At 70.4% G+C, this 12921-nt stretch carries 14 protein-coding genes and 1 tRNA gene; 9 read left to right on the top strand and 6 right to left on the bottom strand.

Annotation, left to right across the window (positions count from 1 at the left end):
* From AB0C29_RS13505 to AB0C29_RS13495, 3 genes are all read left to right on the top strand, one after another.
* Positions 1–777 (top strand): alpha/beta hydrolase (locus AB0C29_RS13505; RefSeq protein WP_360819659.1); only part of this gene is annotated, 777 nt, incomplete at its 5' end.
* Positions 778–888: 111 nt separating this feature from the next.
* Positions 889–1173, top strand: coding sequence for a hypothetical protein (locus AB0C29_RS13500; RefSeq protein WP_360819656.1), 285 nt, complete (start codon positions 889–891; stop codon positions 1171–1173).
* A gap of 212 nt (positions 1174–1385) precedes the next feature.
* Positions 1386–1700, top strand: a complete 315-nt coding sequence (locus tag AB0C29_RS13495) for a hypothetical protein (protein ID WP_360819653.1) — start codon at positions 1386–1388, stop codon at positions 1698–1700.
* A 50-nt stretch (positions 1701–1750) separates the two neighbouring features.
* Here AB0C29_RS13495 and AB0C29_RS13490 read toward each other — a convergent pair.
* Together AB0C29_RS13490 and AB0C29_RS13485 are read right to left on the bottom strand one after the other, a co-directional pair.
* A tRNA-Pro gene (locus AB0C29_RS13490) sits at positions 1751–1827 on the bottom strand.
* Positions 1828–1899: 72 nt separating this feature from the next.
* Positions 1900–2793 (bottom strand): metallophosphoesterase, encoded by an 894-nt coding sequence (locus AB0C29_RS13485; RefSeq protein ID WP_360819650.1) that lies wholly within the window; start codon positions 2791–2793, stop codon positions 1900–1902.
* Positions 2794–2818: 25 nt separating this feature from the next.
* On the opposite strand from AB0C29_RS13485, the gene AB0C29_RS13480 reads away from it, so the two are divergent.
* Positions 2819–3271 (top strand): GatB/YqeY domain-containing protein, encoded by a 453-nt coding sequence (locus tag AB0C29_RS13480; RefSeq protein ID WP_360819647.1) that lies wholly within the window; start codon positions 2819–2821, stop codon positions 3269–3271.
* Between the two features lie 69 nt (positions 3272–3340).
* On the opposite strand, the gene AB0C29_RS13475 is transcribed toward AB0C29_RS13480, so the two are convergent.
* Positions 3341–5737, bottom strand: a complete 2397-nt coding sequence (locus AB0C29_RS13475; protein ID WP_360819644.1) for a transglycosylase domain-containing protein — start codon at positions 5735–5737, stop codon at positions 3341–3343.
* Between the two features lie 313 nt (positions 5738–6050).
* Here AB0C29_RS13475 and AB0C29_RS13470 point away from each other — a divergent pair, with 313 nt between their 5' ends.
* Positions 6051–6353: a WhiB family transcriptional regulator gene (locus AB0C29_RS13470; RefSeq protein WP_041832981.1), complete on the top strand. Its 303-nt coding sequence runs from the start codon at positions 6051–6053 to the stop codon at positions 6351–6353.
* Between the two features lie 4 nt (positions 6354–6357).
* Here the strand turns inward: AB0C29_RS13470 and AB0C29_RS13465 are convergent, their stop codons facing one another.
* The 3 genes from AB0C29_RS13465 to AB0C29_RS13455 all read right to left on the bottom strand — a co-directional run bounded on the left by AB0C29_RS13465 (position 6358) and on the right by AB0C29_RS13455 (position 9500).
* Entirely contained in the window at positions 6358–7518 is a 1161-nt protein-coding gene (locus AB0C29_RS13465) for an ArsA family ATPase (RefSeq protein WP_360819641.1), read from the bottom strand.
* A gap of 97 nt (positions 7519–7615) precedes the next feature.
* The gene (locus AB0C29_RS13460) at positions 7616–8566 is read right to left on the bottom strand and encodes an ArsA-related P-loop ATPase (protein ID WP_360819638.1); all 951 of its coding nucleotides are present in this window, start codon (positions 8564–8566) and stop codon (positions 7616–7618) included.
* Positions 8567–8588: 22 nt separating this feature from the next.
* Positions 8589–9500, bottom strand: a complete 912-nt coding sequence (locus tag AB0C29_RS13455; RefSeq protein WP_360819635.1) for a hypothetical protein — start codon at positions 9498–9500, stop codon at positions 8589–8591.
* A gap of 162 nt (positions 9501–9662) precedes the next feature.
* Between AB0C29_RS13455 and AB0C29_RS13450 the strand changes: the two genes are divergently transcribed.
* The 4 genes from AB0C29_RS13450 to AB0C29_RS13435 form a co-directional block, all read left to right on the top strand.
* Positions 9663–9818 carry a DUF4177 domain-containing protein gene (locus tag AB0C29_RS13450; RefSeq protein WP_212987823.1) on the top strand — a complete coding sequence of 52 codons (156 nt, stop codon included), beginning with the start codon at positions 9663–9665 and terminating at the stop codon, positions 9816–9818.
* Positions 9815–10300 carry a RidA family protein gene (locus AB0C29_RS13445; RefSeq protein WP_360819632.1) on the top strand — a complete coding sequence of 162 codons (486 nt, stop codon included), beginning with the start codon at positions 9815–9817 and terminating at the stop codon, positions 10298–10300. Before AB0C29_RS13450 ends, AB0C29_RS13445 begins: the two co-directional genes overlap by 4 nt.
* A gap of 94 nt (positions 10301–10394) precedes the next feature.
* On the top strand, positions 10395–11207 hold the full coding sequence (locus AB0C29_RS13440) for an MBL fold metallo-hydrolase (protein WP_360819629.1): 813 nt from the start codon (positions 10395–10397) through the stop codon (positions 11205–11207).
* A partial coding sequence (locus AB0C29_RS13435) for an adenylate/guanylate cyclase domain-containing protein (RefSeq protein WP_360819625.1) occupies positions 11204–12921 on the top strand: 1718 nt, incomplete at its 3' end. The genes AB0C29_RS13440 and AB0C29_RS13435, both read left to right, overlap by 4 nt.

Genomic DNA, 12921 nt, shown 5'->3' with positions numbered 1-12921 from the left:
CCTGAACGCCTTCGAGATGACCTTCGAAGGCCGCCTCACGGCGGCCCGCAAGTAACCCTTAACACCCGCAGTTACACCGTTCGTTTGACAGTCCCGTTGACGGCCGCGCTCGATCGCAAGCCGGTCAAGCTGGCCGAGACGAAGGCGCCGATCAACGGGAACTTCGTCCGGATGTTCACGTGGCAGCTGTCGTACAACGACGCGAGTTTGATGGGTGCCTCGGCGCCGATGGCACAGCTGTGGCGGGCCGCCGGGAACGTCGCGGCGGGGCGGGCCACTGACGGCGATCGGGCGTTCCTGGCGGGGCTGGCCAATGGGCTGGTCGAGCACGGGACGCTGGCGAATGTGCCGCAGGACAACCTGTTCTCGGCTGGGTGGGCGTACAGCTGCGGGGACAAGGCTTGGCCGCGGAATGTCCGGGCGTACGCGCGAAATGTGGCGGCTGACCGGGCGGCTAATCCGTTGATGGGTGGGGCTCCGGCGAATGTTGCGCCTTGCTCGGCCTGGGCGGTGCGGCCGGCTGGGCCGGAGCCGGTGGTGAAAGAGACGGGGAAGCGGAACGTGCTGATTCTGCAGAACGAGCGGGATCCGTCGACGCCGCTGCGGACGGCGCAGGGGATGCGGCGGGCTATGGGGTCGGATGCGGTGCTGGTGACTGTTGATGCTGGTGGGCACGGGGTGGTGGTTCACCCTCGGCCTAGTGCTTGTGCGATGGGGGCGCTTGAGGCGTACCTGACGGTGGGTGAGCTTCCGGCTCAGGACCTCGCCTGTAAGTGAGTTCTGCGGTCAGGGCCGGTTTCCTTCGGGGGACCGGCCCTGACTTGGGTTAACTTGACCCTTGTGACCGAGGAGGCGAGGCCGTCAGCGGGGCCTCCCGTCCGGTGGCTGATGATCCTTCTCGGGGCCGCGCCGAATCTGGTCGTGCTCGGGTACTGGTGGTGGCCGCACACCGTCTGGTTCACCTGGACGGAAGGCTCCGAGGCGGCTGGGATTCCTTACGCTCGCTTCAGCCGGGCTGAGCTGGTCATCATCCCGGCCACGCTTTTGGTCGCTTTGGGGGCGGCGCTGGTTCCGCGTACCCGCCCGCTGGCGCTGTGGCTGCTGATCGGCGGTCTCTCCGGGGCCACTTGCGTGCTTTTCGCGCTGGCCCTATCCGCGCTCACATGGACCTAACCAGTGTTTTGTTCTGGCCTTGGTCGCAGGAGCCGGCCTTGCCGGAGGATGCTCTCCGGGCGCTTTCGCCGACGAATGTGCCGGCGACGGGGAGCCCGCCGCCGCAACAGGCCGGCCGCGCCGTTCTTGCCGGGTGAGGACAGCACTGAGGTGGATCGGGCGTACAGGACCCGCCTCGACAAGCTCGGCAAGATCACGTTCGAACGTCCGACGTGCGCCTGTACAACAACGTGGCTACGTACCGCTGCGCCTGGTGTCAGGCACTCCTGCGCCTGAACGGCGGGCAATGGGTGGTCGCGGCTCCGTACAGCCCGGTGTCGGAACGACGATGGGCGGCCTGCATGCACAAAGCCGCCGACAACGGCCTGAAACATGCTTTCGACGGCGACGCCACCCTGTGTGAATTGCCCGAGGAGGAAGTCGAGGTCTATCGCCACCTGTGGAGACCCGGCCGGTCCTCATGTGACGCGTGCGCCCGGGCGGCGGCGGTCATCGATGGGCGTTGGCCGCCGGCTCAACGAGCCTGACCGGAGACATGAACAAGGGCCGTCTTCCCTAGGGAAAACGGCCCTTGTGCTGGTCGGGGTGGCCGGATTTGAACCGACGGCCTCTTCGTCCCGAACGAAGCGCGCTACCAAGCTGCGCCACACCCCGAGCGTGCTCAGCAATACTAGCCGACGCTTCGGCCGTCGCGAAATCGGTATCCCCAGTCGGTAAAACCGCAGGTCAGCGCGGGATCAGGGTCAGGATCGTGGCCTCCGGGCGGCAGGCGAAGCGGATCGGCGCCGTCGGGTGGGTGCCCAGGCCGGCCGACACGTGCAGCCAGGCGTCTGAGCCCGGCCAGCGATGCAGGCCCTTGGCCATCGCGGTCGGGAGGTCGCAGTTCGTGGTCAGCGCTCCGTAGCCGGGGACGCAGACCTGGCCGCCGTGGGTGTGGCCGGCCAGCAGCAGGTTGAAGCCGTCTGCGGCCATCGGGTCCAGGACGCGGGAGGCCGGGGTGTGGGTCACGCCGATGTGCAGGTCCGCTCCCGCCGAGGCCGCCCCTGACACGGACTGGTAGTCGTCGCGGTCCACGTGGGGGTCGTCGACACCGACCAGTTCCACTGAGCGGCCGCCGGCTTTGATCACGGTTCGGGCGTTGTTCAGGTCGGTCCAGCCGGCGTCGGTGAAGGCTGCTCGCAGGTCTTCCGCCGGCAGTTCCACGCCCTGCACGTACTCGCGTTCCGGCAGCAGGTACTGCAGCGGGTTCTTCCACAGCGGGCCGCGGTAGTCGTTCGAGCCGAAGACGAAGGCGCCGGGCAGGTGCAGCAGCGGGTCCAGGGCGCGCAGGACGCCGGGGATCGCTTCGGGGGAGGCCATGTTGTCCCCGGTGACCACCACCAGGTCCGGGTCCGTGCCGATCAGCGCGGCCACCCAGGCCTGCTTGCGGCGCTGGTCCGGCATCATGTGCAGGTCCGAGATGTGCAGGATGCGCATCGGTTCGGCGTCCGGTTCCAGCGCCGGGACGTCGATGCGGCGCAGGGTGAACAGGTTGCGTTCGATCAGCGAGGCGTAGGCGAGGGCGGCACCACCGGCGGCGGTCACTCCGGCGGCCAGGGAGATAAAGGGACGCTTGCGCATGGAGGCCAGAGTAGTTTGGGCGTCCATGGGAACGTTGAAAGACCGCCTGAACGATGACCTGCACTCCGCCATGAAGAGCCGGGACGAGCTGACGACCTCGACGCTGCGGATGGCGTTGACCGCTGTGCGCAACGCCGAGACGGCCGGGGACGCCGCCAAGGTGCTCAGTGACGACGAGGTGCTCGCCGTGCTGACCAAGGAGGCGAAGAAGCGCCGGGAGGCGGCGACCGCCTTCGCTGGGGCCGGCCGCACCGATCAGGCCGCGAAGGAGAACGCCGAGGGCGAGATCCTGGACCGCTACCTGCCCGCGCAGCTCACCGACGACGAGATCGCCGAGCTGGTCGCGGGGGCGCTGCAGGCCGGCGGCTTCACCGCCAAGGCCCAGATGGGCCCGGCCATGAAGGCGGCCCAGGCTGCGGTGGCCGGCCGGGCCGAGGGCGGCCGGGTGGCGGCAGCGGTACGCAAGCAGCTCAGCTGACAAAGCCTGACGAAACACCGCCGGGAACGCAGCGGGCGGGCCACCCGAAGGTGGCCCGCCCGTCGTCGCTCAGCGCCGTCGTCCTGGTGGCTTCGGCTTGTCAGGAGCCTCGGGCTTGTCGTCGCCCTTGCCCTTGCTGATCTCGATGCTCACGTAGCCGTTCTTGATCGTCCGGTTGGGCGGGTTGGTGCCCGCCGCCGTGCCCTTCGGGCAGTCCGACTCGACCTCCTGGCCCACCGAGGCCGTGAAGCCCGCGCTCTCCACCCGGGCTATCGCGCCGGCGATCGTTGCGCATTCCACGCCTGGGATCGAGCGCTGCTCGCCGATCGAGATCTTCGAGCTGCCCGGCTTCTTGAACTGGACCCTGGGTTTGCCCCGCATGTAGTCGGCCATCGTGTTCCAGACCGCGGGGTTCACGATGCCGTGCGACATCCGGTCCTTGTGGTTCTGGTAGTCGGGGTTGACCAGGTAGCCGGCCACCGTCAGCGAGGTGCTGCCGATGATCAGCGCGGCGGTCTTGTCGTTGTCGGTGGTGCCGGACTTGCCGAAGATCGGGTGCCCGATGATGCCGCGGGCCGCGCCGGCCGTACGGCTGCCGCCGCAGCTGCCGAGCTGGGCGTTGTCACCCACCGGGCAGCGGGCCGCGTCCAGCGCCGCGCGAGCGACGTCAGGGGACGTGGCGCGGGTGCAGTGCGGCTTGCCGATGTCGATCTTCTCGTTGGTCCGCGAGATGATCTGCTGCACCGGGGTCGGGTCGCAGTACATGCCGTCGCCGGCGAGCGTCGCGTACGCGTTGGCCATCTCCAGCGGGGTCGAGGACGAGACGCCGAGGGTGAAGGCACCCCACTGGTGGGCGGCGTCCCGGCTCGACGCGAGGTCGATGTCCGTCTTCGTGCGGAACTTCACGCCGAAGCGCTGGGCGACGTCGACGACCTTCTCCGCGCCGACCCGTTCCTGCAGCGGTACGAAGAACGTGTTGATGGAGCGGCTGAAGCCCGTCCACATGTTCGTGACGCCGCCGGCCTTGCCGCCCGAGTTGCTCGGGCAGTAGTAGATGCCGTTGCAGGTCGACCGGCCCGGGGCGATCCGGTACTTGGTGACGGCCTTGGCCGGGGCGTTGATCGAGTAGGCCAGCGGGTAGCCGTTCTCCAGCGCGGCCACCATGGTGAACATCTTGAACACCGAGCCGGCCTGGTAGCCGGTGATGTCGCCGCCGCCGGTGAGCAGCGGGTTGGTGGTGTTCGGGTACGTGCCGCGGATCTTCTTGCGGGCCTTGGCCGGGTCCGAGGAGATCTTGTTCTTCGGGTCCGCGGGGTCGTCCAGCTTGAACTTGCGGTTGGCCGCCAGCGCCCGGACCTTGCCGGTGCCGGGCTGGATGGCCGCCAGCAGCAGCGCGTTCTGGTTGTTCTGCGAGATGTGCTCGCCGATGTTGTCCCGGGCGGCCTGCTGCGCCTTGATGTCCATCGACGTCTGGATGCGGTAGCCGCCGCTCTTCAGGCGCCGCTCCCGGTCGTACGTGGTCGCGCCGAAGGCGTCCTGGCTCAGCCACCAGCGGTAGAAGTAGTCGCAGAAGAAGCCCCAGTGGTTCTTGGCCACCGAGACGCAGCCGTTGCCGGGGCGCTTCACCGTACGGCTGATCTTGGTGTCCGTGGCCTTCTTGGCGTCCGCCGGCGTCACGAAGCCGAGGTCCTGCATCTGCTTGATGACGTAGTTGCGGCGGTCCAGCGCCTGCGGGTAGCCGCTGGCGGTGGTCGGGTTGAACGCGGTCGGGGCCTTGACCATGCTGGCCAGCAGGGCGGACTCGGCGACCGTGAGGTCCTTGGGCTTCTTGCTGAAGTAGACCTGGCTGGCGGCGAAGATGCCGTACGAGCCGTTGCCGAAGGGCGCCTTGTTCAGGTAGCCCTCGAGGATCTTCTGCTTGGAGAGATCCTTCTCGATCTGCAGCGCGTACTTCATTTCGTTGATCTTGCGCTTGGGGGTGTCCTTGGTGGCGTCGACGACCTCTTGCGGGCTGGTCGCCGAGTAGGCCAGCGACATCCGGACGAACTGCATCGTCAGCGTCGAGGCGCCCTGCTGGGACTTGCCGCTCTTGTTGTTGACGAACGCCCGGGCGACACCCTTGATGTCGACGCCGTTGTGTTTGTAGAACTCGTGGTCCTCGGCGGCGATGATCGCGTTCTGCATGTTGATCGAGATGTCGGCCAGCCGGACCTCGCTGCGGAACTCGTCGTAGAACGCCGAGATCAGCGTCTTGTTGTCCGATGCGAAGACCCGGCTGATCTGCGGGGCGCTCGCCTGCTTGAGCTCGCTCGGCAGGCTGGCGAACGTGTCTCCGCCGGCCTTGGCCGCGAGGCCGGACATGGCCACGGCGGGGAACGCCGCGGCGGCCACCACCACGCCCGCGAGCAGGCCGCAGATCAGCAGCGAGGTCGCGTTGGCGAAGATGTTGTGATCGCGTCTGCGCATCCAGGAGGTCACCTGAGCAGGGTACGCGAAAGATACCCGTGACTGCGTGTCGAGAAGGTCACGGTTCGCCCAGAATGATTCTGCCTGTTCCGCCGCCGGCGCGTGGCGTTTTCCCAGAATTTTTGCGAACTTCCCGCCGTCCGGTCAGCCCGGGATGCCCGGAACTACCGAGGTATACGTTTTTGAGGGACAACGTTGCGTAATCGCCCGACTACAGAGCATGATGATCCGGCGAGCTATCGCACGACGCCTGTGTGACTTGAGGGGACATGAGTCCGCCGGCGTCAGGGGAAGCAAGGGGGGACGTGAACAGATGGGGATGATCAGCGACTGGCCCAGTATGGCGGCATGTCAGAGTGGCGACCCTGACGCGCTGTTCGTGCAGGGCGCCGAGCAGAACGTGGCGAAGAGGATCTGCCGCAGCTGCCCGGTCCGCTACGAATGCCTGGCCGACGCTCTGGACAACCGGATCGAGTTCGGCGTCTGGGGAGGCATGACCGAGCGGGAGCGGCGCGCACTGCTGCGCCGGCACCCGCACGTGGCGAGCTGGCGGAAGATGTTCGAAGCCGCTCTGCGGGAGAAGGGCGCCGACAAGGTGCTCGTCTCCACCCGCTGATCCTTCAGGACCGGGACACCTGGTCCCGGGACAGGGCAGCACCGATTGTCCGGAGCCCGTCGACGTCGTGCACGTCGGCGGGCTGCGCTGTCACTGCGACGGCCGGGACGTCCGGGAAGGCCTCGGTGAACGTGGCCGCCACCCGTACCTCCCGGTCGATCTGCCGCAGCAGGGCCGCGTGGATGCGCAGCGCGTCCGCGGTCGCCTGCTGATCACCCGCCGCGTCGAGCTCGGCGGCCGCCGCCTCGGCCTCGGCCGGGGTCACGGTCGGCAACGCGGTCTCGTGGGTGCGGTTGAGCACCAGGCCGGCGAGCGGCATCCGCTCCGCGACCAGCCGTTCCGCGAAATACGCGGCCTCCCGGACCGCGTCCCGCTCCGGGGCCGCGACCAGCAGGAACGCGGTCTGCGGGTCCTGCAGGATCCGGTACGTCTCGTCGGCGCGCTGCCGGAAGCCACCGAACATCGAGTCCAGTGCGGCCACGAAGCCCGACAGGTCGGTCAGCAGCTGCGCGCCGAGGATCTTCTGCACCGCCCGCGAGAAGATCCCGAACGAGGCGGTGACCAGGCTGAACATGCTCCGGCCGCCGCGCGCCGGAGCCATCAGCAGGCGCAGCATCCGCCCGTCCAGGAAGCGGGACAGCCGGGCCGGGGCGTCCAGGAAGTCCAGCGCCGAGCGGGACGGGGGAGTGTCGACCACGATCAGGTCCCACTCGTCGCCCGCGCGCAGCTGGCCCAGCTTCTCCATCGCCATGTACTCCTGGGTGCCGGAGAAGGTCGAGCTCATGGCCTGGTAGAACGGGTTGGCGAAGATCTCGGCGGCCCGCTGCGGCGAGGTGTGCGCCTGCACGACCTCGTCGAACGTGCGCTTCATGTCGAGCATCATGGCGTGCAGCTCGCCGCCGGTGGCCTCGGTGTCGATGCCCTTGACCTGCCGGGGGGTGTTGTCCAGCTCGGTCAGGCCCATGGACTGGGCGAGCCGGCGGGCCGGGTCGATGGTGAGCACCACCGTGCGCCGGCCGTGCTGCTCCGCCGCGCGGAGGCCGAGCGCCGCCGCCGTGGTGGTCTTGCCCACGCCACCGGCGCCGCAGCAGACCACGATTCTGGTGGCCGGATCGGCCAGCAGAGCGTCGACGTCCAGGCGAGGGGCGGTCTGATCAGCGGCCACGTTCCGAGCGTACTGACTCGTAGCCCCCCGCGCGGCGTGCAGCACTGCGGTGTGTGGCGGGTCAGACACTCCGGCCGCGCCCCGGGGAGCGGCCGGGTCAGGCGTTCAGCAGCAGGTCGGCCAGCTCGTGCAGCCCGTCGAGGTCCACCCCGCCGGCCAGCAGCGGCAGCTCCAGCATCGGGCGGCCCAGCTCGGCCAGCTCCGAGCGCAGCGACTCCTCCAGCTCCCGCCGGGTCAGGTGGGCCCGGGCCTCGGCGTGCAGGCCGTTGACGGTCGCGGCGTCGGTGGGCAGGCCGGCGGCGGCCAGGCCGCGCTTGAGCTCGGTCTTGGTGATCCGGCCGGTGGCCAGCAGCGGCGGCCGGCCGCCGTTGACGATGATCCGGCCGACCGGGATGCCCAGCGCGGACAGCTCGCCGATCGCGTCCAGGCTCTCCTGGACCGGCATCTCCTCCAGCAGCGTGACCACGTGCACGGCGGTCATCGGGGAGCGCAGCAGCGAGGCGACCCCGTCGCTCTGGGTCTTGATCGGACCCATCTTGGCCAGCTTGGCGGTCTCCGCCGTGACGTTGAGGAACCGTCCGATCCGGCCGGTCGGCGGCGCGTCCAGCACGACCGCGTCGTACACCCGGCGGCCGTCCGACGAGCGGGTCGTCGCCTCTTTGACCTTGCCGGTGAGCAGGACGTCGCGCAGGCCGGGGGCGATGGTGGTGGCGAAGTCGATCGCACCGATCTTGCGCAGCGCGCGGCCGGCCGCGCCGAGCCGGTAGAACATCTCGAGGTACTCCAGCAGAGCCTCCTCGGGATCCACCGCCAGCGCCCGGACCTCGCCGTCGCCGCGGGCCGGGGTCGCGATCCGGCGTTCCGCGTACGGCAGCGGATCGGTGCCGAACAGCTGGGCGATGCCCTGCCGGCCCTCGACCTCGACGAGCAGCGTGCGGTGACCGCCCGCGGCCAGCCCGAGGGCGAGCGCCGCCGCCACGGTCGTCTTGCCGGTGCCACCCTTGCCGGTCACGACGTGCAGGCGCGCCGGCCACTCGTTGCTTGCCACAGATCGAGCGTACGGCGTCAATTCAGCCGGTCACGTCGCACACGAGCCAGCTGGTCTTGCGGACCACGGTGAAGGTCAGCTGCTGCTGGGCCGTCTTCTCGTCGTCGGTGGTCATCGTGAGCTGCACGCCGACCGTGGCCTTCTCGTCGGTCTGCCCCGAGACGGCCGGGTCGTTCCAGCGGAAGGAGGGGGCGTCGTACTCGTTCGCGTACCCCTTGATCTGGTCGACCCGGGCCTTGAGCTTCTCCTCGTCGCGCGCCTCGCGGCAGACGACGTCCCCCGCGGTCTTCGGGTCCTGCTGGGTGTAGATCGCCGTCATGAACCTGTTCACCGCGGTGGCCGGGTCGGGCGCGCCCTTGCCGCTCTCGGCGTCGCGCAGCAGCAGATAGGCCGAGACCGTGCCGCCGCCGAAGATCAGCAGAGTGAGGACCAGGGCCACCGCCACCCAGAACGGGCGCTTGTGCTTGCGCGGCGCGTCGAGCAGCACAGTTTCGGTGGCGTGCGGGTCGAACGGCACCTCCCACGGGTGCGGCAGCATGCTCAGCGGGATGGCCTCGGTCGGCTGGTCGTGCTGCACGCCGGGCTGCACCTCGGCCGGCGGCGAGTGCTCCAGGGCCAGATGCGGCGGCGGCTCGGTGCGCCACTCGCCGGGCTTCTCGTGACGGGCGTGGAACGGCTCGGTCGGCGGCGGCTGATGCCACACCGGCTCACCGATCAGCACCTCGGTCTCGGCGGGCTGCGCCGGGAGGACCTGCGTGTCATCAAAACCGGTGGCGGGCTCAGCCGGGTGGCCGGGCTCGCCGGGATAGGCGCCGACCGGCGGCCATTCGGGCAGCTCGGCCGGGGGCGGGGCGTCGATGAAGTCGGACGCGGGCGCCTCCGCGGCGGCGATCGACGAGGGCCGCGCCGTCTCGCCCTGCTGCGGTTGCGTCATCGTGCCCCCTCGGCCGGCGGAGTCGGGGCCGCGCCGCCCCGGTGCTCAGCGTAACGAAATCCGGACAGCCGCGAGGCAGCTCCGGCCGCCTGGCTAGGCTGTCGCCGTCGCCGGGCAGCCGCCCGGAGCAGCCCGTACGAGTGACAGGGAGCTGGACGAGCAATGCAGAAGTGGGAGTACGTGACCGTGCCGCTGCTGGTCCACGCGACCAAGCAGATCCTCGACAACTGGGGTGACGACGGCTGGGAGCTGGTGCAGGTCGTTCCCGGGCCCAACTCCGAGCAGCTCATCGCGTACATGAAGCGGGCCAAGTCGTGACCACGCCGGTGACGGGTGAGGGCGGCGCCGACGCGTACGCCCGCCTCGCGGAGCTGGGGCTGACGCTGCCGTCGGTCGTGCCGCCGCTCGCGTCGTACGTGCCGGCCGTGCAGTCCGGCAACTATGTCTACGTCTCCGGCCAGCTGCCGATGGTGGACGGCAAGCTGCCGTACGTCGGCAAGGTCGGCGCCGAAGTGACCGTCGAGCAGGGCACCGAGCTGGCCCGCTACTGCGCGCTGAACGCCCTCGCGGCGATCGACGCGCTGGTCGGCCTGGGCCGGCTCGTGAAGATCGTCAAGCTGACCGGCTTCGTGGCGTCGGCCGAGGGCTTCACCGGCCAGCCCGCCGTGGTCAACGGCGCCTCGAACCTCTTCGGGGACGTGCTGGGTGAGCTGGGCCGGCACGCCCGCAGCGCCGTCGGCGTCTCCGAGCTGCCGCTGGGCGCGCCGGTCGAGGTCGAGGTCATCGCCGAGATCGCCTGACCCCTCACCGCGTGTGGTTTTGCCGTCGCGTCGTGACCGCCGGTGACCGGATCGCACATCCGGTCCCCGGACGGTCAGCGCGGCGCGACGTACGATGCGGTGCATGGGGGCCGCCGAGGTCGTGGAGTTACCGGCATGGGTGACGCTGCTGCGTGCACCCAACGCCGGGCCGATGACGCTGGACGGCACCAACACCTGGGTGCTGCGCGCCCCGGGGGCCGAGCACGGGATCGTCATCGATCCCGGCCCGCTCGACGAGGGACATCTCGCCCGGATCGCCGGACACGGACCGTTCCTGTTCATTCTCGTCACTCACGGTCATGGCGACCATGTGGAGGGTGCTGCGCGCCTGTCCGAGCTTCTCGGTGGCACCCACGTCCTGGCGGCTGATCCGAAGCACGGTGTGCTCGCCGGGCCGCTGGGCCGCGACGAGCAGCTCGACGCCGAGGGCCTGGAGATCCAGGTGCTGGATACGCCCGGGCACACCCGAGACTCGGTCAGCTTCCTGGTGGAGTGCGGCGACGAGCGGGCCGTCTTCACCGGCGACACCATCCTGGGGCGAGGCACGACCGTGGTGGCCTGGCCGGACGGCGACCTGGGGGCCTACCTGACGAGTCTGGAGCGGCTGGCGGCGTACGAGGGTGTGCTGATGTTGCCCGGGCACGGGCCGGCGCTCTCCGACTGCGCCGCGGTGGCCCGGGCCTATCTGGCCCACCGGCAGGAGCGGCTCGGTCAGGTCCGCGCCGCGATCGCGGCCGGGGCGGACTCGGCCGAGGCGATCGTCGACGTCGTCTACCCGGACATCGCACCGAGAGTCCGTTTCGCAGCGATTTGGTCGGCGCGCGCGCAACTCGCTTACCTGAGGCGGGAATCACAGCCCACCCCGGAACAGTTGGACCCCCTGTGACCTGTCCTGTGTGTGGAACCGTCGCCGTTCCCGGTGCCCGTTTCTGCCACAACTGCGGTGCCGCCCTGCCCGCCGCGGCCACGCTGCCTGCGGCGGAGCGGCGGATCGTCACCGTGCTCTTCGGCGACCTCTCCGACTTCACGTCCTGGTCCGAGGACCTGGATCCCGAGCGTGTGGGCGCCGTGACCGACCGTGTGCTGGCCGCGCTGGCCGGCGCGGTCAAGACCTTCGGCGGGCACGTCGACAAGCTCACCGGCGACGGGATCATGGCCGTCTTCGGCGCGCCGGTCGCGCACGAGGACGACGCCGAGCGCGCGGTCCGGGCCGCCCTGAGCATGCAGCGGGCGGTCCGTCGCGTGCTGGACGACGAGCGCGGCGGCGGCGCCCCCCTGGGCCTGCGCGTCGGGCTCAACACCGGCGAGGTGGTCTCCGGAATCCAGGCCTCGATCGAGTACACGGTCATCGGCGACACGGTCAACACGGCAGCCCGGCTGGCCGACGCTGCGGCGGTCGGTGCGGTCTACGCGGGGTCCCGCACCTCGGCCGGCACCCGGCACGTCGCCTCCTGGCGGCAGCTGCGGGCGCTGCGGCTGAAGGGCAAGCGCGAGCCGGTGCCGGCGTACGAGCTGCTCGGTCTGCACGACGCACCCGGCACCCGGTCGGGTCTGGGCGACGAGGCCCCGTTCGTGGGCCGCGAGACCGAGCTGGGCCGGGTGTCCGGCCGGCTCGCCGAGGTCATCGACTCGGGCACGCCCCGGGTGATGGTCATGACGGCCGAGGCCGGCATCGGCAAGACCCGGTTCGCGGGCGAGGTCAAGCGACTGGCGGCCGGATACGACGTCGGCGCGGGCCGCTTCGCCACCCACACCGGGGCCCGGGTGCTGCGGGCGCGCTGCCGGGCGTTCGGTGAGCGCCGCCGCTTCGCGCCGCTGGCCGACCTCGTGCGCAAGTCCGTCGGCCTGCCCAAGGACGTGGCCGCGACGATGAACCGCACGGTGGTCGAGGAGCGGCTGCGCAAGCTCGTCGCCCGGCTCAGCCGCGACGGCGAGCCACCCTACCTCGACATCGACCGCCTGCTGGCGCTGCTCGGCTACGGCGAGGCCCCGGCCAACCCGGTCGGTCCGGCCGCCGTCGCGGAATATCAGCCCACCGGCGGCGCCCGCCCGGAGACCGAGACCATCCCGATCGCGGTCGCCGGGCTGCTCAGCGCCCTGGCCCGGGAGACGCCGCTGGTCGTCATCGTCGATGATCTGCACGACGCGACCGCCGAGACGATCGACGCGCTCGGCGCGGTGCTGTCGCGCCTCGAAGGCCCGGTCGTGCTGCTGCTGCTCGGCCGCCCGGAGCTGGTCCTGACCGCCGGCGCGCTGACCCGGCTGGCCGACGCCGAGATCCACACGCTGCCGCCACTGCGCGGTGCGGACGCGTCCCGGCTGCTCACCTCCTATCTCAACGGCGGCAAGCTGGCCCAGAGCGACGCCGACCGGCTGCTCGCCACCGCCCAGGGCAACCCGTTCTACCTGGCCGAGCTGGTCACGCTGCTGATGGAACGCGGCGCGCTGATGCCGGCCGTGGGCGCCAACGCCGCCGGCAAGTGGCAGCTCGCCGACGGTTCGATGGGCAGCCAGCTGCTCTCCCGCGACCTCGCGGCGGTCCTGGCCGCCCGCATCGACGCGCTGCCGACCGAGCCGCGGTCGGTCCTGCGCGACGCCGC

The sequence above is a fragment of the Actinoplanes sp. NPDC048791 genome, assembly GCF_040650095.1.
Lineage (GTDB): Bacteria > Actinomycetota > Actinomycetes > Mycobacteriales > Micromonosporaceae > Actinoplanes.
The sequence above is the reverse complement of the archived record's forward strand: the minus strand, read 5'-3'. Positions and strand labels throughout refer to the sequence as shown.

Excerpts from the sequence above, each read along its gene's own strand:
- AB0C29_RS13455 (WP_360819635.1), bottom strand. The coding sequence starts at position 9,500 with ATGACGCAACCGCAGCAGGGCGAGACGGCGCGGCCCTCGTCGATCGCC.
- AB0C29_RS13470 (WP_041832981.1), top strand. The coding sequence starts at position 6,051 with ATGGGGATGATCAGCGACTGGCCCAGTATGGCGGCATGTCAGAGTGGC.
- AB0C29_RS13450 (WP_212987823.1), top strand. The coding sequence starts at position 9,663 with ATGCAGAAGTGGGAGTACGTGACCGTGCCGCTGCTGGTCCACGCGACC.
- AB0C29_RS13475 (WP_360819644.1), bottom strand. The coding sequence starts at position 5,737 with ATGCGCAGACGCGATCACAACATCTTCGCCAACGCGACCTCGCTGCTG.
- AB0C29_RS13440 (WP_360819629.1), top strand. The coding sequence starts at position 10,395 with ATGCGGTGCATGGGGGCCGCCGAGGTCGTGGAGTTACCGGCATGGGTG.
- AB0C29_RS13500 (WP_360819656.1), top strand. The coding sequence starts at position 889 with ATGATCCTTCTCGGGGCCGCGCCGAATCTGGTCGTGCTCGGGTACTGG.
- AB0C29_RS13485 (WP_360819650.1), bottom strand. The coding sequence starts at position 2,793 with ATGCGCAAGCGTCCCTTTATCTCCCTGGCCGCCGGAGTGACCGCCGCC.
- AB0C29_RS13480 (WP_360819647.1), top strand. The coding sequence starts at position 2,819 with ATGGGAACGTTGAAAGACCGCCTGAACGATGACCTGCACTCCGCCATG.